Origin of the sequence: Culturomica sp., assembly GCF_003524185.1 — a bacterium.
GTDB classification, from domain to species: Bacteria; Bacteroidota; Bacteroidia; order Bacteroidales; family Marinifilaceae; genus Culturomica; species Culturomica massiliensis.
In genome coordinates, this window is sequence record NZ_DOED01000038.1 from 47531 (window position 1) to 67490 (window position 19960).

Here is a 19960-nt window from a genome sequence, read left to right on the forward strand (position 1 = left end):
GTAGTGGTCGAATCGTAAATCATAAATAGTTAAAGAGATTTATTAAATAGAGAACTTATGAGAACAGCGGATGTGAAACTTTTTGTCAGAAATCTTTTCCGGAATAAATTGTATTCGGGGATTATGGTGTTGGGCTTTGCAATGGCTCTGACATTTGTCGTTTTATTGACGGTATATATCCGGCAAGAGTTGTCGGTAGATGTTTTTCATGCCCATAAAGACCGGATTGTACGTTTGGCCAGTGAGAAGGGAAGCGGTTATTCCGGACCAATGGCGGCGATGTTGAAGGAACAGTTTCCGGAAGTGGAAGATTACTGTTTGTTTATGACCAATAAAGACGGTCTTGCAGCTGTTTCACCTACGGAGAAAATTCGTTATACCTATGCCTATGTAAGTCCGTCTTTCTTTCAGATATTTTCTTTTCCGTTGGTACAGGGAAATCCGGATGAAGTGTTGCAAGGGCGTCACAGTATGGTTATTTCTCAGGCACTGGCGCATAAACTGTATGGAAATGAATCGCCTGTCGGTAAAGAAATCAAGATTGCCGGAGTAACGGTACCTATTACCGGAATTATGGCCGATATGCCTGAAAATACCCATTTCCCGGATTTCGATGCCGCCGTAAATATAAAAGGATTGACAGATTATTGGGGATGGCCGGATGGCGATGTATTGGAAAGTATGGGGATAGCTACTTTCAGTTTGTACGTATTGGAAAAACCGGGAGCCGATTTGAAAGCCAGGGAACAGGATATTTTAAGTAGCTTTCAGAAAAACGGTTCCTATTATGGAGAAGAAGACGGTCCGAAAAAAGTCGTGGTGGAGCCTTTGGAACAGATTTATTTCAGTCCTTATGGCGGAGGAAATAGAAAATACAACAGTAAAGGATTGGTAGGGGTATTGATCGCTGTTGGGAGTGTTATTCTTATGCTAGCGATTATCAATTATATCAATTTATCGATAGCTCAGGGCGGCATGCGGGCGAAGGAGATGTCTGTAAAGAAACTTTTAGGGAGTTCGCGTAAGATGTTGTTTATGCAATATATTACCGAGTCGGTGATCATGTGTTTATTGGCTTTTGTTATTGCTTGCGGATTAAGCATTTTAGCAGAGCCGTTATTCAATCAATTGATGAATACGCATATCGAAGTAATGCCGTTGTTTTTTTCCTGGATGTTTTTAGCGGTATTAGCGGTGATTGTGTTTATCGGTGTTATTTCCGGTCTCGTGCCGGCTTGGATTGTCACTCGTTTTAATGCCATAGAAGTGATGAAAGGAGCTTTCCGGAAAAAGACAAAAGGGGTTTACAGCAAAGTATTGATCAGTTTTCAATATGTAGTAGCTATTGCGTTGACAATCTGTACAATCGTATTAGTTAAGCAGACACATTTTATGGAGTATTACGATATGGGTTTCAAGCAGGAAAATATTGCCCGTTTTTCTTATGTGTTGGATGCTGCAAAAAAAGAAACATTACGGAATGAAGTTTTGAAGTTGGCCGGCGTGAGAGATGTAGCCTTCGTTCAGGGGGATCCGCTGGATGGCGGGAATAATTATTCGTTTGATTATGAAGGACGGCATTTGAGTTTTCAGACGTTTAATGTAGATACTTCTTTTTTCCGGATGTTGGGATTGCAGGTGACGCCTACAGGAATATCCAATGTGGAAGGAAGGGAGTATATGAGGTGGACAATGAGAAACGGTCAAACGGAGAGGGTTGTGTTAAGAGAGCAGAGCGTATGGCTGAATAAGGAGGCTTTGAGGCAATTGGGCCTGGAAGGTTTGCCTGTGGAATTTAAGGTCGGTAATCATACGACATCGGTCCGCGGCATTGTCAATGATTTTCATATCCGCGACCTTTCGCAGAAGTTGGAACCTGTCATGATTGCTCCTTTACAAGGGCCGGAGACACCCTGGACTATGCTGGTGCAATTGCAGGGGGATCATCAGTTTGCTACGTTTGATGAAATAAAGAAAGTATACAATCAATTGAGCGAAGGGACTCCTTTTGAAGCGACGTTTATGGATGACGCTATCCGGCAATGGTATAGCCGGACAAAACGGGTTTCGGGCATGATCGGTTATTTATGTGGGTTGGCCGTATTACTTTCTGCTATGGGTATTCTGGCTATGGCAACTTATTTTATTCAGCAGCGGATAAAAGAGATCGGTATACGGCGGGTGAACGGGGCGACGATAGGTGAAGTATTGGAAATGTTGATGAACAGTTTTATAAAATGGATTGTTATTGCTTTCGTTATTGCTTGTCCGATAGGTTATTATGCGATGAACCGGTGGCTGATGAGTTTTGCCTACCGGACGACGATAGATTGGTGGGTTTTTGCTTTAGCGGGAATATTGGCTCTGTGTATAGCCGGCATTATGATCTGTTGGCAGAGTTGGAAGGCTGCGAATACTAATCCGGTTGAAGTGTTGAAAAGCGAATAAAATAATTTGAAGTTATGATACGTATTTATCGAAATTTTCTGAATGTATTGCAACGTTCCCGTAGTGCCAGTATTTTAAACATTATGGGCTTGTCTGTGGCGTTTGCCGTTTTTATTGCGATATTGATACAGGTGAATTACGAGTACAGTTATAATAGCAGCTTTCCGAAAGCCGACCGTATTTATCGCTTGGAATTGCGGCATTCGTCGGAAGCGATTTATCAGGCTTTGCTTCCTTTGCCGGGGTTTGAGATTATCCGTGCTGAAATCCCTGAGCTTTCAGTATCGTGCCTTGTGGATAAACCGTGGAGATCGGCTAATTTTACCGTTGTAAAACCGGACGGGAACATGGATTTTTTTGAGGAAGGACCGGCCTATGCCGATACAAATGTAGTCCGGGTATTCGATTTGGAGGTGGTGGCCGGCGATTATCGTCAGGCATTGACGATGCCCGGCCAGTTGTTTATACCTTTGAGTGTGGCGCAGAAGTTTTTCGGAGAAACGGATGTTATCGGGCGAACAGTATTGTTTAACGGCGCCCGGGAAATGACTGTGGCGGCCGTGTACCGGGATGTCCCTCAAAATTCGACTTTTCAGAATGTTCTTTATTCGGCCTCTTTCAGTAGCGGAACACAATGGGCGCAGTGGAATTATGAATCGTATTATGTGATTCCGGAAGGGACCGATATGGAAATGTTAGTGGATAAACTTCGCGGTTTGGATAAGATTGTGGCCGGAAAAAATTCAGGAGAGAAAATGTTCGCAGATCATGATTTGATGTTTTTGCCCCTGAAAGATATCTATTTTGCTGATGTTCAGCATTGGCATGAACCTGCCGGCAACCGGATGATGACTCATATACTTTTGTTGATCGGAATTCTGGTACTGGTTGTGGCTATCGTTAACTTCGTTAATTTTTCGATGGCATTGGCACCTTCCCGGATAAAGAGTCTGAATACCCAGAAAACATTCGGTGCCGGTAATCGTTTTTTGCGTTGGTGCGTTATTTCCGAAGCAATGATCTTTTCTTTTCTGGCCTTTCTTTTGGGCGTATTCTGGTGTTATCTACTGGGCCAGACCTTTGTGCAGGAGGTGATGTATACCTCTTTGAATCCTTTTGTTCATTCCGGGCTATTGGCAGGAGTAGGCTCTGTCAGCTTAATCGTGGGGGTGTTGGCGGGATGTTATCCGGCTTTTTATATGACCTCTTTCTCTCCGGCTTTGGTTTTGAAAGGTTCACAGGCTTTATCTCCCCGGGGAATTTTTTTACGGAATACACTAATGGTATTTCAGTATACGGTTGCCGTTGCTTTGATTATCGGTATTCTGTTTATCGGAAGGCAACTGGAGATGGTAAAGAATCGTCCCTGGGGCATAGAGAAGGAGCATATTGTTTATCTGAAAAGCAATAAGGACATGGTTCAAAAGCGCACTGCATTTGTGAATGAATTGCGACAGAATCCGGCTGTCACCGACGTTACATTTGCTTCCGAATTGATCGGGGATACCGGAATGCAGCACTGGTTTTTCGATGATATGATCGACGGGGAACAAAAACGAATAGAGTGCGATGTGAGTATGATTGCGCCTAATTACCTGAATTTTTTCGGAATAGAAGTGATCGAAGGGGACCGTTTCGTATCTACTCAGGACAGTATGGTGATGGTGAATGAAACTTTCAAAAAGACGTATCATTTCGATCCTATGGGAAAGGAAATGGCCGGTATGAGAGTGGGAAGGATTCTGAAAGATTTCAATATATTGCCCTTGCAGCAAAGTATTCGGCCCTTGTTGTTGGCTGTGAATGAAGAATGGGCCGGGAACTATTTTTATATTAAAATCAACGGAGCGGCCCGGAATGAAGCTTTGACGCATATACGTAAGACAATTCGTGAGTTATCACCCACGTATGGGGGAGATGTACGTTTTCTCAACGATCATCTGAACAGTTTGTATAAAGGAGAAGAAAGATTGGGTACGCTGGTGAATATTTTCGGTTTGGCGACAATTTTATTGGCCTTGATGGGGGTGTACGGCCTGGTGTTGTTTAATTCGAAATATAAGGCGAAAGAGATCGGTGTCAGAAAAGTAAACGGGGCCACAAACTGGCAAATGATTATTTTCCTTAACCGGGATTTTATCCGGATGGTGGTATTGTCTTTTGTATTGGCTTGTCCTCTGTCCTGGTATGCTATATCTGTTTGGTTGTCCGGCTTTGCATATAAAACATCTCTTTCGGTATGGGTATTTCTGTTGGCCGGTGTGATTGTATTGTCGATTACTTTGCTGACGATCAGTTGGCAGAGTTGGAAGGCGGCCAATGCGAATCCGGTGGAAGTGCTTAAAAACGAATGAGTTTCAATTTTAGATTTATGATTTTAAATTGAAATACAGGCAATGAGTTACAGAGTTGCAGAGTTTTGGAGCCATAAAAAGAACGTTTTGATTTACGATTTTGATTGGAGACACAAGTTAGCCCGTTGTAAATAACGAATCAAGTTGCGACAGAGTCGTAAATCAAAAATCGTAAATCAAAAATATTTATTGGGGTTCATGCATCAGCTATTGGAGGGAACGTCAACCGTAAATCAAAGATAGGGTATGGCGTTCAATAAATTCTGTGTTTTGTCGGGCTATTGAGCCGAATCGGTCGATGTATTGCTGTCGTATGACAGTCCAGGAAAGGGGATTTGCCTTGGAATCAAAGTGTTTTATGACGGCTGCTTTTAAGGAGCTGGCATATTGTCTGCGGGAATCGTCCAGCCATTTTTGTAAACATTGCCGGGCCCAACGAAGACTTTTTTTATATTCCAATGAAGTCCGGTAAGTACCGTATTCGTTTTCTATCGTTTCGGAGAATTTACGGATCAGAGTCACGGAGTCTTTTTGAAAATCATAGAAAGGACGGGAAATGTCGATACCAGGAGTAATTTCAGCGTTTTTCAATAAAGAATCGATTTTCAGATAACAATTGTAATAGATATCCTGAATATTTTTACTTTCCGGTTGTTGTTTTGGGGAGATGGAAATGAAATAACCGGAAGAAACCAGGATAAGAAATGCAAGGCAGATTGTAAAAACGATAGAAAAGTATGGTTTTCTTTCCAGCTCTTTTTTCAGGTGTTCTGTCGAAATATGGCGTTTCTCAACGGAGGGGGCTGTTGCTTTCCGGGCAACCCGGTTATATGTTTTGGGGAGCTTTGCATTGTGGGCCAGTTCCTTGATGATAATACCGATGGAATAGATATCGCTTTGGGGAGAAGACCGGCCTTTTTCCAAAAGTTCGGGGGCTGCATAATGTTTACTGCCGACACCTCCCGGCCCCGGTTTGTAAGAGTCGTTGTTGGCGAGTCCGAAATCGATGAGCTTTAGATGATTTCCTTGATGTGTAACAATTATATTTTCCGGTTTGATATCCCGGTGTATCACCTGATGCCGGTGCAGATAAGTGGTGACATCAATTAATTCCCGGATTAATTTTACTGCAATGTTTGTTGTGATTCGGTTTTGCAGCAACATATCCCTCAACGATAAGCCGTCTATAAATTCCAGGACAATGCAAGGGCCGGTCTTTTCGATATTCTCAAAGGCGATTACTTTATAAAGGGAAGGATGGTCCAAAGGATATGCGATTTCATATTCTTTGCGTAACAGCGTAATGTAAACCGGGTTGTTTTGGTAGGCAGGTTTCAGGCCTTTCAGGATAAACATACGGCCTTCTTTGTGTGCCGAGTATAGTAAGGCATACCCTCCGGAAGAATTCTGAAATTCCCGAATATCGCAAAAAGTGTCGGAAAAACGGAGGTAATTTCCGGTGATAAATTCCGATGATGTATCCGTATCAGGTGTCATATATTCAAATGCGGTTTAACAATGTCAATCCTCCCTTCTTGCCGGCAATAAACATGTGCTGATCAAGACCTTCCCGCTCTAGATCGTGCAAAAAAAGAGGCATTCCCAAAATAAATTCGGAAGCACAAAATACATCTTCAATCTGAATTTGGGAATTCCGGCTTTCCGTCACCCGGAAACGGGAATTTCCCAGGTGCAGCAGTTTGAGATACCGATTGGGAGCCCAGGCTATTTCCAAGGATTGACCGGTTGCTAATTCACAACTCTGTATGTTGTCCGAAGTAAAAAAATGGGATTGATTGAAATTTTCTTTTTTCAACTTTTCACAGAATGAGTCAAAATTCCGTTCTCCAATGTACCGGGCGAGTACATTCAATGTCGCTATCCGGGGTGAAGAAGAATAGGGCACGTATCCGTATATTCTTTTGAGAGTGGAGAAACTGATATTTGCTTTTACTTTCTGTTTGATATCCGAATATAAGCAGAAATAGTCGCTGGAAGTACTTAATTTTTCTCCGTATGTTTTTTCTACTTTTTGCAATAGTTCCTGTATTTCCGGGTAACGGCCGTTCATTGTTTTTTAATTTGTGTAAATAAAATAATAAATTTATAAAAATATTTCTATTTTTGTTCAAAACAAGCTTATTTATTTAATGGTAAAGTCACTTTTGACGTTTTGTATAGTCAGTTTTTTACTTTGTGCCGTATGGGGACAGGGCAAGCCTTATATTACGGTGACGGATTTGGAGGATGAGACTTTGAGCTTGCGGATGAGTATAACGGCGTCTATTTTTGTGAACCAGATAAATAATGCTTATTCCAATGCTGTTTCACCTTCTTTTCCGGAGGAGTGTATTACTCCGGAGGCAGAAGAAAAGGTACTGGAAATTTGGAAGAGCTCTTCCTTTTATTTTCAAAAAGATTACGGGGGATTCAAAGGGATAATTACGGCTGTCGGTTATCAGATCCGGGGAATTCCGGTTGTGATGCAGGAAGGCGGACTGTTGCAGAACGGTGTAATAAACTTCAATCCGGACGGTCAAATTATCAATTTTCATTTTTCCGTGGACGAAACGGTTTATCATACGATTCTGACACAGAATAATTCTTTGCAGGATGTACAGAGAAAACGGTCTATCCTCGATTTTGTGGAAGATTTCCGGACAGCTTATAACCGCAAGGATTTGAATTTGATTTCCCAGGTGTATGGGGACGATGTTTTGATTATTACAGGTTATGTATATCGGGGGACCGGAGAGAGGTCGAAGCTGACGGGGTTAAGCGAGGAAAAAGTCAGGTATAACCTGTATAATAAGAATGAGTATTTGGAACAGTTGAAAGGTGTATTTGCCAAAAACCGTTTTGTCAATTTATTTTTTGAAGATATTGTCATAGTCCAACACCCTGCTTTACGGAATTTATATGGGGTGACTTTGTTGCAAAAATGGCGTTCTACGACTTATAATGATGACGGCTGGCTTTTTATGGCCGTGGAGTTCCGGAGCGACACCGAAATGTTGATTCATATCCGTACGTGGCAGCCTTATTTGCTGAATCAAAAGGTATTCCCGAGGGAAGAAGTGTATCAGTTAGGTAATTTTGAATTCAGATAATTACATGGGAAAATCGTATGTACTCTTTTTTCTTTGTTTTTTACCTTCTTTTTTGTTTGCCCAAAGGCAGTTGATAGTAGAGGGTGGTTTGGACAGTAACAGCGTTTCTACCCGGATGATTGACGGTAAGGCCAGTGCCCGTATTATTTTTGAATCCGGAGTCCGGCTGAATTATTTTACAAATATGGAATTGACGATTCCTGCTGCTAACAGAGGGCATATGCGGAAAAAAGGAGTTTTTGTCGATACCCTTTATTTTTTAACGACGCCTTTCGAAAATGTCCGGATCGTTTATTTGGAAGCCCGGGGGTATTTTAAAAATAAAATCGGTCCGATCCGGTTATTGCCTAAGAGTACCTATCGTTATTTGGTATATGATCCCGGGAAGATACAAAAAAGTAAATGGCGGCAAGTGGTGTCTTTTACGTTTTCCGGCGGAGTGAATATGTTGATGGACTATGCGTCTGTCGGTATGTATGCCGGAGCAGATATTCATATTTTGTTGTTGCATCGGTTTTCATTGGTGCCGGCGTTGCGCTACAATAGTCTTTGGATTTGGCCCGAAGGGAGCGGTCGGTTGCGCCGGGATTTTGTGGAAACAAATTTGTATTTGCAGTATACGATCAGCAATAGGGTTGGGGTATATGCCGGATATGCCCAGGCTTATGTCGATTATAGCGGGAAGGGATTCAGCTTTATGGCCGATTTGCGGCTGAATGAACGGCTTTATCTCCGGGGGAATTACAATTATTATACCAATTTCGAAAATTCAATGGTGGGTTTGGGAGTAGGCATACATTTATAAATGAAGGATTATGAGGTATAACTATCTGATATTATTGTTTTTATTAATGGCTGGGGCGTGTAAAGACTCGAATCCATTGGTGTATAAGGCGAGTGTGGATACGAATGAGGTCCGTTTGTCTTTTGAACAGGATACGGCAACAATTCTGCTCAAAACGAACTACAAATGGTCTGTTACGAACATCCCCCAATGGTTGACAGTATCTCCGGATAAGGGAGAAGAGGGGACCGAACGGATTTCTTTGTCTTGTACCTATAATATGTCGGATGAGGAGAGGACAGCCGAGTTGTATCTACAGGCGGGTGAAGCCGGACAGCCTATTTCGGTCATTCAGATGAGAAAGGGGATATTGGCGTTTCGTGTTCCGGATACCATTGTTCATGAACAGGCTTCCACGATTTATGTCTCTGTTAATTCGAATCTGGAGTATGATCTTGTTTATCCTGCGGAATGCAAATGGATAACGCCGGAACGGATTTCGCCGGATAATTGGGCCATACGGATTTCCTCTATGACAGATGAAGATATCCGGGACGTTCCCTTGGTATTATATGCGGAAGGGTGTAAGCTGTCCGATACGCTTTATCTTACGCAAATGACAAAATTGCGGCATACGCGGCAAATTTTAAAACATTTTTATTATGCCATGAACGGCGACGAGTGGTATAATAATACCAACTGGTTGAGTGATTTGCCTTTCAAGGATTGGTACGGGCTGTACGATGCAGATGGTGATCTGGTGCAAGTATTCTTGACGGATAATAATTTGACTGGAGAAATCCCGGATGATTTTTATGATTTAATGGACTTGGAGAGATTGGTCATCCGTAATAACCCGCTATCCGGAACCATCAGTCCGAAAATCGGAAATTTCCGGAATTTAACGGAGCTGGACTTGGGTTATAACGGGTTGTCCGGTGAACTTCCCGATGAGATCTGGTCGCTTTCCGGACTTGAATCTTTAGTTTTGGCTGAAAATTCGTTTCAACCTGTTACAATCGACTATTCGAATCTGGGGAATCTGAAAATTCTCGATATGGCGTCCCTGTATGTAACGAATCCGTTGTCGCCGGGAATAAAAAATTTGCAAAATCTGGAATGGTTGCGTTTCTCGAATCTTCAGGCCTATGATACTTTATCTTGGGAGTTGTTCGAACTGAAAAAGTTGCACTCACTGATGATGTATGAATGTAACTTTACCGGGCCGATTCCTTTGCAGATAGGCAACCTGAAAGAGTTGACATTTTTAAATATCTCGGGGAATTTGTTGACAGGAGAAGTGCCTGAAGAGATCGGTTTATTGAAAAAACTGACAGGACTTTATATCAGTAGCAATTATCTGACGGGAGAAATTCCGGCAGCTCTTCTTTTGCTGCCGCATTGGAACCAATTTGATTTGAGAGCGATATTGCCTCAAAGGGAAGGTAAGAGTTTAACCCTCCCGAATCAACCGCCGGAATTATGAAATTGTATGATGTATTTATAATCTTAATCTGTCTGACGGCTTGCAGTGATCCGACCCCATTGGTGTATGAAATCGAGACGGAACGGGAAACGGTTGAATTTTCGTTTGAAAAAGACGAAGCACGGTTTGTCGTTTCGGCCAATTGTAAGTGGAAGATTATGGATATTCCTGGATGGCTTACTGCCAGTCCGGTATACGGGAGTAAAGGGAAGACGGAGGTAAAATTGGTTTGTCAGCCTAATCCGGTTGAAGAAATCAGAAAGGCAAACCTGAAAATCGTATCGGACGAAAAGGAGACAGAACTGGTGGTTGTCCAAAAACCCAAAGGGGTGTTGCGGTTTTACAATGACGATACGATTTTATATACTTTCCCGGTGGAAATTATTTTACCGGTAAAAGCCAATATTGCTTATCATTGGGTGTTGCCTGAAGACTACGATTGGTTGGATGTCCGTGGTGTTGACGGAGCGATATTTTTGAATATTCAAGGATTGGAAAAGTTGGATTCGCGTTCGGCTTCTGTTATTGTAAAGGCCGACGATTATGAATTAGGCGATACGTTTAGAATTTGGCAAATGACAAAGGAATGTCATATCCGGAAAATCCTGACGGAATTTTATAATTCGTTGAACGGTCCGGAATGGAACAGGCAGAAAAACTGGCTGTCGGATAAACTTGTCGGGGAATGGGAAGGAGTAGAATTTGCCGATGATAAATTATCGATAGTGTTGCCCATGAATAACCTGAAAGGCCGGTTGCCTGACGATATATATAGTTTACCTGATTTAGCGGAACTCCGGCTTTCGTCCAATCAGATAGAAGGAACAATCAGTCCGGATATCCGGAAGTGGAGCCGATTGAAGTATCTGGATTTAATCGATAATCGATTTTCCGGAAATATACCCGATGAATTATGGACATTACCGGAATTACAAGTGTTGTTTTTAGGGAAATGTTCTTTTGAACCTGTTGCTATTCATTTTTCCGGATTGCGTAGGATAAGGCTTTTGCATTTGGAGGAAATGCAACTGACGAAGGGACTCTCACCGGAAATGGGTTTGTGGACGGAGTTGGAACGTCTGACAATAGCGCACTGTTCTGTTTCGGATTTTTTGCCCGGGGAGATTTTTACAGACCGCTTGAGGTATCTCAATCTGAGCTATAATAAAATCAAGGGAAATATTCCTCCGGAGATAAAAAACGCAAAGAATCTGGAACAATTGTATCTGGGCAATAATGAGCTGACCGGAAAAATGCCGGAGGAAATGGGAGGATTGCTTTTATTAAAAGAGTTGACGTTGTCAAGTAATTATTTAACCGGAAAAATTCCCCAAAGTGTGTTGAATCTTCCTAACTGGCATTTGTTTCATTTGCCTCTTATTTTGCCCCAAAAGAACGGATATTTGATGTTAGAATAGATATATTCGGGAACAAATAAATTTTCCTTGGGGAAAGGATTTTCTGCTAAATGTTATAAATTATTCAGAACCTTTTTTTAAGCAAAACAGGTATGGTAAAAATTTTACAAATAACACCTGATTATATATAAAATTTGGTTTTTTAACAACTATACTATATCTTGCGACTTTGAAAATCAAACGAATGATTGGGTTGGAGGGCTTTGCCGTTATTGTTAAAATAGGAATTCGGTGTTTTCGAGTGTGAGATTTATAAAAACGAATGATATACTAATTTTTGATTTACGGTTAAAAGTCACGAAGAAAATTGTAAATCATAATAGACCGTCGGGATCAGCGGAATTTACATTTTTATGATTCTGCGGTTTTATAAACCAGTTTGGAATTCACAAACAGTTATTTTTATTTATCAGGCTATTTAATCTTTTGATGCTAATTATGGATAAAATGAACTATTTTCTGCCTTTGGTCGGATTGGCGACATTAAACGGATGTGGAAATACGGTAAAAAAGGCGGAACAGAAAAAACCGTTGAACATTGTGTATATCATGACCGATGACCATGCTCAGCAAACAATGAGTTGTTATGATAAACGGTTTATGCATACACCGAATCTCGACCGGATTGCTGCGGAAGGTGTACGTTTTACCAATAGTTTTGTGTGTAACTCTTTGTCCGGTCCCAGCCGGGCTGCTTTGCTGACGGGAAAACACAGCCATAAAAACGGTTATACGGACAATTCTCATGGAGCAATGTTTGACGGAGAACAGCAAACGGTTCAGCAGTTGTTGCAGGAAGGAGGTTACCAAACGGCTATGATCGGAAAATGGCATCTTGGAAGTACACCGACTCATTTCGATTTCTGGACCATATTACCCGGTCAGGGAGATTATTATAATCCGGATTTTATTACACCGGAAGGAACGATTCACAAAGAGGGATATGTTACGAATATTATCACAGACCTGAGTATTGACTGGTTACGTCACAAAAGGGATACGGCGAAGCCTTTCTGCCTGTTTGTCCATCACAAGGCGATCCACCGGAATTGGATGGCAGATACCTGTGATCTGGCTTTATTCGAAGATCGGAATTTCGAATTGCCGGAGACGTTTTGGGATGATTATCAGGGACGGCTTGCTGCCGGAAAGCAGGAAATGAATATCGCGAAAGACATGACCCTGATATACGATCTGAAAATGTTGGATGAGGAGATAGACGATCATTACCGTTCTTATTATGTGCGGAATGAAGGAGCCGGAGGTACTTACGGACGAATGAATGTTGCACAAAAAGCAGCATGGGATAAACATTACCAACCGATCATCGATCAGTTTAAGAAAGCAAAACCGACCGGCAAAGCTTTGGCTGAATGGAAATACCAGCGTTATATGCGTGATTACCTGAAAACGGTAAAGTCTCTGGATGATAATGTGGGGCACTTGCTGGAAGAACTGCAACAGGAAGGTTTGCTCGAAAATACGGTGGTCATTTATGCTTCGGATCAGGGATTTTATATGGGTGAACACGGTTGGTTCGACAAACGCTTTATGTATGAGGAGTCTATGCGGACCCCGTTGATTATGCGCCTGCCGGAAGGATTCGGAAAACGCGGGGATATCGGTAATCTGGTACAGAATATCGATTATGCTCCGACATTTTTAGAATTGGCGGGATTACCGGTACCTTCCGACATACAAGGCGTTTCGTTGGTACCTTTACTGAAAGGAGAAAATCCTGCGGATTGGCGGAAATCGCTTTATTATCATTTCTATGAATATCCGGCAGAACATTCTGTTTGCCGTCATTATGGGGTAAGGACTGAACGTTATAAATTGATGCATTTTTACAATGATATTGATACCTGGGAATTGTATGATTTACAACAAGATCCGATTGAAATGCACAATCTGTTCGGGCAACCCGGTATGGAAAAGATAACGGAAGAACTGAAAGCGGAGTTGGAACGTCTGCAGATTTTCTATGACGACCCGATCCGGAATTTGAATTGACTTTACACACTGGGACGGACTCATTGTGTAATTTTAAAATAGTAATAACAAGTTATGAATAAAAAAATCAGATTATTGCAAAATTTAGTGTGGATTGTTTTATTGGCGGTGTCCTGTCGTCAGTCGGAGCAATTGTATGTAAAGGAGGTGGTTTTTCCGGAAGGAGCTACTCCGGAACAGAAAATAGAAATGGCATCCCGTTTGGTACCGACGGAAGGGCAATATGCCTGGCAACAGATGGAGCTGACGGCTTTTGTGCATTTTGGGATAAATACCTTTACAAACCGCGAATGGGGGGATGGCAAGGAAGATCCGGCTTTGTTTAATCCTACGTCATTAGATTGCGAACAATGGGTAAAAACATTGCAGAAAGGTGGTTTTAAAATGATCATATTGACGGCGAAGCATCACGACGGTTTTTGTTTATGGCCGACGAAAACCACCCGGCATTCGGTCGCCTCTTCTCCCTGGAGGGACGGGAAGGGAGATGTTGTGCGGGAGTTGAAGGATGCCTGTGATAAATATGGAATGAAATTCGGGGTATATTTGTCTCCTTGGGACCGGAATGCAGAGTGTTACGGCGATAGTCCCCGGTATAACCGGATGTTCGCCGAACAATTGACGGAATTACTTACGAATTACGGTACGATACATGAAATCTGGTTTGACGGTGCGAATGCGGAAGGGCCTAACGGACGAAAACAGGAATACGACTGGCAATTGTTTTGCGGTGTGATGGATAGTTTACAGCCCCATGCTGTACGTGCCATTATGGGAGACGATGTACGCTGGGTAGGTAATGAACAGGGACTGGGGCGTGAAACCGAGTGGAGTGCAACGGCTTTTATGCCGGAGACTTATCCGGGTGCTCAGGTTGAAAATCAAAAGCTGGGGATACATGCGCAGGCGAAAGATTTGGGAAGCCGGGATCTGATAGCCAAAGCTTCCCGTTTGTTCTGGTATCCGTCGGAAGTCGACGTATCGATACGTCCGGGTTGGTTTTATCACGCTTCTCAGGATCACCAGGTGAAATCTTTGCAAAAGCTGGTGGATATCTATTTCGAGTCTGTCGGCTACAATTCGGTGCTTTTATTGAATGTTCCGCCTGATACCCGGGGGTTGATTCATGAAAACGATGCGGCTCGTTTGCAGGAATTCGGAGAATATCTGCGGACCGTTTTTCAGGAAAACCGTCTTTTAAAAGGGGAAGCTTTTGAAATGGAGCAAGGTGATAGTCGTGAATTTCAAGTGAAACCGGGAGTTACCATTAATACTTTTCTGCTGGGCGAGGATATCCGTCAGGGACAGCGGATAGAACATTTTACATTAGAGGCTCAGATTGAAGGACAATGGCAATCTTTGGCTCAGGGAACAACAGCCGGATACAAGCGTTTGCTGCGTTTCCCGGATTGCCGGCCGGAGGCTTTGCGCTTAACCGTTGATCAGAGCCGTGGAAGGGTATATGTCCGGGAAGCCGGTGCATATTATGCCCCGGTGATTGATGGGCAGCAAGTGGATTTCCGGCCCGGCGATATTCCTGTTACGGATTGGAAAATTGTTGGCAAAGTAAATGAAATATCTGCACAGCCGGCGCGGCAGGCCATTGATAACGATCCGAAGACTTTTTGGCAGACAGAGGGGACGGAGAGTATCGGAAATTTGACGGTGGATATGGGGAAAGTTTATGATATAACGGGATTTACGTATATGCCTGTAGCCGGAGGAGATAATGCAGGGATTGTTTTTCTGTATGCATTTTATGTGAGTGAGGACGGACAAAAATGGGTAAAATGCGAATGCCCCGGAGAATTCAGTAATATCATGTACAATCCGATACCTCAAACTGTTTCTTTCGGACGTACTTATCCGGCTCGTTATTTCCGTTTTGAGCCTTTACAGGAAATCAAAGGGCGTCCTTTTGTCAAAGTCGGTGAAATCGGAATCTTAAAAAAATAGAACAATAAAAAAGCCTGCAATCGCAGGCTTTTTCTTTACTTTTTATCTGTTGTTTTTCCTTCTTTACAACATTTTTTTTCGCTTTTGGTGCATTCGCCTTTTTTAGCATCTTTGCAGCATCCGCTTTTCTTTGCATCCTTGCAGCAAGAACTTTTTCCATCTGCATTTTTTTGTCCTTCTTTGCAGCATTTTCCGTCTTTCTTACATTCTCCGGTGCATTTAGCGTCTTTTTTGTTTTTACAACATTCGCTCTTCTGGCAATCTTTTTTGTCCACACACTCTTTTTTCGTTTCTTTTTTCGTTTCTTTGGTTGTTTTGTTACTTTGAGCAGAAGCAACGCTCACTGTAAATACCAATGCTAATGCGATTAATAAAGCTTTCATTTTTTCAATTTTAAAGGTTTATATTAAGGTTCACAAATATTGTGCTTATGTTGGTGCAGACAATTTTTCTGTCCGCATTTGTCCGGTCCCTGACAACAAGAGGTCTGGAACAACGGAGTAAAATAACGTTGCAGCTTTTTTTGTTGATCTGTGTTGCATAATGTCTTTACCGATAGATAAAAACGGCCTGTTTCGTCTTTCAATGCCTGATGCAGATCTCCGATATTCCGGGCAATGCGATGTAGTTTCAGGGTATCCGAATAGCTTTGTCCCAGTTCATAAAACATCTCTTTTTTCTGTGCGTTGAGTTGTGTAATAATATGACAGACACGTTGGCGGAATTGATGATTTATGATTCTGAAATCACTTCGTTGTTGTTTGCTGAAGTCCATATTTTTGACAAAACATTGTCCGTTGATCGGTGTTGCCTCTTCGTCAATAACAATCGTATCCCGGGCGGCAGAGGAACACTGGCGGGTAATAAGAATACTGCCGATCGTGGAAATGTTTAAAACGATCAGTATCAGGATAAGCCAGTTTTTCCAGTATTTTTTAATAATATTATTCATGTTCCACTTCGTATAGAGCCAGATTTTCAATCTGTGCGTCGTTGATGTTCCAACCGTCGAAAGTCGCTTTCGGATAACTTTTTCCGATTTGGATACCCAGCATAACGGTTATAACTACACTTGCCGCAATGGCTGTTGCCTGAATCCACCACATCTTATTCTGGGTACAGATATGGTTTTCTGTGTCCAATACATCGGCCATAATCCGCTCGGTTAATGAAACCGACGGTTTTACGGATATTTCCTGATGTATAAATTCCTCTACTGATAACTTTCTCATTTCAGACGCAATTACATATTATTAGATACGCTTCGGAGAAAAATCCTACGGCTGTTTTAATTTTTTTTGCAAATTTATTTTAGCCCGTTGGAGCAATTGTTCGACAGCTCCTTCGCTGATTTCCATAATCCGGGCAATTTCTTTCTGGGGGATTTCATCGTATTTGCTCAATGTAAAAGCAATGTGCTGTTTTTCCGGAAGACTGTCGATGGCATTGCGGATTAATTCTTCCGATTGTTTGGAAATAACTGTTTCTTCCGGATTTTTATCTTCACTGCAAATGTATAATGCCCGTTGTAATAAATCTTCCGTTCGTTGTAGCAAATTTTTCTTTTGCGCCCGTTTGATCTGACGCAGACAGCAATTGACCGCAATTCGGTAGAGCCAGGTCGAGAATTCCGATTCGCCCCGGAAATTGTGAAGAGAACGGTAGGCACAGATAAAAGTTTCCTGACTGATGTCTTCTGCGTCTTCCCGGTCATGTACGAAGCCCATGGCTGTACGGAAAACCGTTTCCTGGTACTTTTCTACCAGAAACCGGAAATCCTGCGGGTATCCGTTAAGAATCCGATCGATTATTTCTTTATCGCACATCTTCCAGCATTGTTCTCTATTAGACGGCTAAAGATGGAAATTCTTGCGGAAAGAAACAAATTCATAAAGAATTTTAGATTTGGGATTCAGTTGTCCCGCAGATTTCATTATTTATGATTGTGTCGTAATTCGATCCGTTATTTACAGAGGACCGGTTTTGTGCGTTCATAATCATAAACATGAAATCTGCAGGCGTACTAAAAAGCATAAGCCGATCTATTCACTTTTCAAGGTTTCTGCCGGTCGTGCACGGATGCCTCGTTGGCTTTTTAAAAGTACAGTGAGAAGGATAACGATAAAAGTTAAAGCAGCTCCTCCCAAAAATATCCATATACTTAACGGTAACCGGTAAATAAATTCTTCCAGCCACAGGCTTCCGATAAAATAAGCTCCTGTTAAAGCAAAAGGGATGGACAGCAGAGCCAGTAAGCTGATGTTCCGCAGCAAGAGCAAGGTAATGGAAGTGACGGAAGCACCGTTTACTTTGCGAATGGCTATTTCTTTGGTTCGCCGCGATACCTCGTCGCCTGTAAAGCCGAACAAGCCCAATATGGCAATGATGATGGCCATAGAGGAAAAGATCAGTACGCTCGTACACATATCCTTATCGCTTTCGTAACCGGCCCGGAATACATGAGGATAATAGTAAAGATTAAGATCGGGTTGATTGCTTATTTTCCGGATTCTGGTCATCAATTCTTTCATTTGCTGGCGGTCGGCTTGTTCCATTCTCATCAGGAGATAATAACTGCGGGTTGTGTCCGGTTCCTGAAGACGGAAAATCGTCAGGGGTTCCTGGTAGGCGTAGAGGGAAAGTACGTGAAAGTTCCGACAGGTTCCGCAAGGGGTAATAGGCCTTTTTTCCACGACTAATCCGGTAGCATTTGTCCCGGTAATTTCCAGTTTTTCCCGGAATTTTTCATTTACCCAAACGTTGTCTTTCCCTCCTGTAAAAGCTATCGAATCACCGTCCAGTATGGGGATTTGTAATGTGGAAAAAAAATCTTCGTCGGTATGGATAACACAACTTTGGAACAGGCCCTGGCCGTTCGGGTCGGAAACTGTCGCACTGACAGGCCAGAGAGGAAGGTTGCTTGAAAATGTGACGTTGCTGATAAAAGGAAGACGTTTCACTTCGTCTTTGACGGAGGCGAGGGAAGGGTATGGGGAACCGCAATACATTTGGGTGTAATAGAGATTTTCCATTGTATATCCCATGTCTTTATTCATCATTGTTTTGTATTGACCGTTGAAGATGATGAGTAAGGTGAGTAGCAGGCAGGCGGAGAAAAATTGTATCCAAAGCAGAATGTATTTCCAGAAACGACGTCCGTGTGATACTTGCCGAAAGATTTGCAGGACGGGGACGGAAGCAAATAAACGGGCAGGCAATACTCCTGTGAGGATAATCATAAAGACAAAGAAGAAGGCGACAGTGATCAGTACCCGGGTATTGAACAGGCTGGCATATTCGTTATACATGATGTTTTCGAAAAACGGCTTGAAAGCAATCAGTTCTCCCAGAGCCAATAGTCCTGAGATAATGATCAGAATGACGGTTTCCGTGAAAAACATCGTGAAAATATTCGATGTACTGGCTCCGTTGATTTTATGGATGCCGATCTCTTTGGTTTTTTGAATCAGGGATGAAACGGAAATCAGAATATAATTGAGAGCCGATATCAGTACGATGATGGAACCCATGATTCCGACTAGGGTAATGTAGGTATATCCCCAGCCGTATTTCAGATGAAGGTCTCGTAGCGGTTGCAATGTGTAGGAGTAATGATGTTCTTCCGACTGATGGGGATCGGCAATGGCCTGGATTTGCCGGGTGACCTTATCCGGGTCGGTTCCCGGGGTCAGAAGGATATAGCCCTTATATTCGGGTTTGTCTGTCCATTGGTTATCATTCGTTTGGATGAGCGGATGAATGGCATGTATGTTCATCAGGTGGCCGTTACGGGGAAAGTTTTCAAATATGCCGGCTACGGTAATCAGTTTGTTACCGTATTTTACTTCTTTACCTAACGGATCTTCGTTTCCGAAGATGATTGCGGCTAGTTTGTCGGAGATAAAAAATTTGTCGGCATATTGGAGGTCTCTCGGATCGCCTGATAGTAAACGGTAAGAAAAGAGCCGGAAAAACGATGTATCGGCTCGCAGGGCATCACCTCCCTGAAAGCGCTGTTTTTTATATATATAATTGGGGTAAATGCGTTCTTGTATGCAGGTCGTCAATTCTATTTCCGGTATTTCCCGTTTAGCTTCGTTGGCGAGTGCAAGCGGAATATTTGTATTTCCTTCTGTAGTACCTATCCGATATATCCGGTCGGCATAACGGTGAAAACTGTCGTAATCCGTTTCGAAAGCACAATAGCTGAAAGACAGGATACCGACCGATAAACCGATGGCTAGCGAAATAATTTTCGTAAACGTATTTCCTTTAAACCGGAGTAAGTCACGTAAGATATAAGAAAGTTTTTTCATGTCTTTGGATATTTAGGAGCTTGTAATTTTTATTTCGGTTTATTGCGTAAACGGGTTATTGACGGCGGTTTGTCT

15 protein-coding genes are annotated in these 19960 nt (G+C 42.4%); 8 read left to right on the forward strand and 7 right to left on the reverse strand.

Annotation, left to right across the window (positions count from 1 at the left end):
* Positions 1 to 57 precede the first annotated feature (57 nt).
* On the forward strand, positions 58 to 2448 hold the full coding sequence (locus tag DD657_RS12960) for an ABC transporter permease (protein WP_287050182.1): 2391 nt from the start codon (positions 58 to 60) through the stop codon (positions 2446 to 2448).
* Between the two features lie 14 nt (positions 2449 to 2462).
* Complete coding sequence (locus tag DD657_RS12965; protein WP_287050185.1) at positions 2463 to 4802, forward strand: FtsX-like permease family protein; 2340 nt, start codon at positions 2463 to 2465, stop codon at positions 4800 to 4802.
* A 222-nt stretch (positions 4803 to 5024) separates the two neighbouring features.
* Here DD657_RS12965 and DD657_RS12970 read toward each other — a convergent pair whose 3' ends face one another.
* The gene (locus DD657_RS12970) at positions 5025 to 6299 is read right to left on the reverse strand and encodes a serine/threonine-protein kinase (RefSeq protein ID WP_287050188.1); all 1275 of its coding nucleotides are present in this window, start codon (positions 6297 to 6299) and stop codon (positions 5025 to 5027) included.
* Positions 6300 to 6303: 4 nt separating this feature from the next.
* Positions 6304 to 6873: a hypothetical protein gene (locus DD657_RS12975; protein WP_021989505.1), complete on the reverse strand. Its 570-nt coding sequence runs from the start codon at positions 6871 to 6873 to the stop codon at positions 6304 to 6306.
* A gap of 79 nt (positions 6874 to 6952) precedes the next feature.
* Between DD657_RS12975 and DD657_RS12980 the strand changes: the two genes are divergently transcribed.
* The 6 genes from DD657_RS12980 (at position 6953) to DD657_RS13005 (ending at position 15569) form a co-directional block, all read left to right on the forward strand.
* Positions 6953 to 7912: a hypothetical protein gene (locus tag DD657_RS12980; protein WP_287050192.1), complete on the forward strand. Its 960-nt coding sequence runs from the start codon at positions 6953 to 6955 to the stop codon at positions 7910 to 7912.
* A 4-nt stretch (positions 7913 to 7916) separates the two neighbouring features.
* On the forward strand, positions 7917 to 8717 hold the full coding sequence (locus DD657_RS12985; protein WP_287050195.1) for a putative outer membrane beta-barrel protein: 801 nt from the start codon (positions 7917 to 7919) through the stop codon (positions 8715 to 8717).
* Positions 8718 to 8727: 10 nt separating this feature from the next.
* Positions 8728 to 10182: a BACON domain-containing protein gene (locus tag DD657_RS12990; RefSeq protein ID WP_287050197.1), complete on the forward strand. Its 1455-nt coding sequence runs from the start codon at positions 8728 to 8730 to the stop codon at positions 10180 to 10182.
* Positions 10179 to 11600: a leucine-rich repeat domain-containing protein gene (locus DD657_RS12995; RefSeq protein WP_287050199.1), complete on the forward strand. Its 1422-nt coding sequence runs from the start codon at positions 10179 to 10181 to the stop codon at positions 11598 to 11600. The genes DD657_RS12990 and DD657_RS12995 overlap by 4 nt, the downstream gene beginning before the upstream one ends.
* Positions 11601 to 12038: 438 nt before the next feature.
* Complete coding sequence (locus tag DD657_RS13000) at positions 12039 to 13613, forward strand: sulfatase family protein (protein ID WP_287050202.1); 1575 nt, start codon at positions 12039 to 12041, stop codon at positions 13611 to 13613.
* 54 nt (positions 13614 to 13667) lie between these two features.
* Positions 13668 to 15569: an alpha-L-fucosidase gene (locus DD657_RS13005; protein WP_287050204.1), complete on the forward strand. Its 1902-nt coding sequence runs from the start codon at positions 13668 to 13670 to the stop codon at positions 15567 to 15569.
* 35 nt (positions 15570 to 15604) lie between these two features.
* Here DD657_RS13005 and DD657_RS13010 read toward each other — a convergent pair whose 3' ends face one another.
* From DD657_RS13010 to DD657_RS13030, 5 genes are all read right to left on the reverse strand, one after another.
* The gene (locus tag DD657_RS13010) at positions 15605 to 15952 is read right to left on the reverse strand and encodes a hypothetical protein (protein WP_021989498.1); all 348 of its coding nucleotides are present in this window, start codon (positions 15950 to 15952) and stop codon (positions 15605 to 15607) included.
* Positions 15953 to 15975: 23 nt separating this feature from the next.
* Positions 15976 to 16521, reverse strand: coding sequence for a hypothetical protein (locus tag DD657_RS13015; protein WP_287050208.1), 546 nt, complete (start codon positions 16519 to 16521; stop codon positions 15976 to 15978).
* Positions 16514 to 16801 carry a hypothetical protein gene (locus DD657_RS13020; RefSeq protein WP_287050211.1) on the reverse strand — a complete coding sequence of 96 codons (288 nt, stop codon included), beginning with the start codon at positions 16799 to 16801 and terminating at the stop codon, positions 16514 to 16516. Before DD657_RS13020 ends, DD657_RS13015 begins: the two co-directional genes overlap by 8 nt.
* Positions 16802 to 16846: 45 nt before the next feature.
* Positions 16847 to 17395: an RNA polymerase sigma factor gene (locus tag DD657_RS13025; protein WP_068691303.1), complete on the reverse strand. Its 549-nt coding sequence runs from the start codon at positions 17393 to 17395 to the stop codon at positions 16847 to 16849.
* Between the two features lie 216 nt (positions 17396 to 17611).
* Positions 17612 to 19885: an ABC transporter permease gene (locus DD657_RS13030; RefSeq protein WP_287050214.1), complete on the reverse strand. Its 2274-nt coding sequence runs from the start codon at positions 19883 to 19885 to the stop codon at positions 17612 to 17614.
* Positions 19886 to 19960 lie beyond the last annotated feature (75 nt).

Coding starts and splice junctions, on each gene's coding strand:
- DD657_RS12980 (WP_287050192.1), top strand. CDS start 6,953: ATGGTAAAGTCACTTTTGACGTTTTGTATAGTCAGTTTTTTACTTTGT.
- DD657_RS12965 (WP_287050185.1), top strand. CDS start 2,463: ATGATACGTATTTATCGAAATTTTCTGAATGTATTGCAACGTTCCCGT.
- DD657_RS13015 (WP_287050208.1), bottom strand. CDS start 16,521: ATGAATAATATTATTAAAAAATACTGGAAAAACTGGCTTATCCTGATA.
- DD657_RS12995 (WP_287050199.1), top strand. CDS start 10,179: ATGAAATTGTATGATGTATTTATAATCTTAATCTGTCTGACGGCTTGC.
- DD657_RS12985 (WP_287050195.1), top strand. CDS start 7,917: ATGGGAAAATCGTATGTACTCTTTTTTCTTTGTTTTTTACCTTCTTTT.
- DD657_RS13010 (WP_021989498.1), bottom strand. CDS start 15,952: ATGAAAGCTTTATTAATCGCATTAGCATTGGTATTTACAGTGAGCGTT.
- DD657_RS13020 (WP_287050211.1), bottom strand. CDS start 16,801: ATGAGAAAGTTATCAGTAGAGGAATTTATACATCAGGAAATATCCGTA.
- DD657_RS13030 (WP_287050214.1), bottom strand. CDS start 19,885: ATGAAAAAACTTTCTTATATCTTACGTGACTTACTCCGGTTTAAAGGA.
- DD657_RS13025 (WP_068691303.1), bottom strand. CDS start 17,395: ATGTGCGATAAAGAAATAATCGATCGGATTCTTAACGGATACCCGCAG.
- DD657_RS12970 (WP_287050188.1), bottom strand. CDS start 6,299: ATGACACCTGATACGGATACATCATCGGAATTTATCACCGGAAATTAC.
- DD657_RS12990 (WP_287050197.1), top strand. CDS start 8,728: ATGAGGTATAACTATCTGATATTATTGTTTTTATTAATGGCTGGGGCG.
- DD657_RS13005 (WP_287050204.1), top strand. CDS start 13,668: ATGAATAAAAAAATCAGATTATTGCAAAATTTAGTGTGGATTGTTTTA.
- DD657_RS12975 (WP_021989505.1), bottom strand. CDS start 6,873: ATGAACGGCCGTTACCCGGAAATACAGGAACTATTGCAAAAAGTAGAA.
- DD657_RS12960 (WP_287050182.1), top strand. CDS start 58: ATGAGAACAGCGGATGTGAAACTTTTTGTCAGAAATCTTTTCCGGAAT.
- DD657_RS13000 (WP_287050202.1), top strand. CDS start 12,039: ATGGATAAAATGAACTATTTTCTGCCTTTGGTCGGATTGGCGACATTA.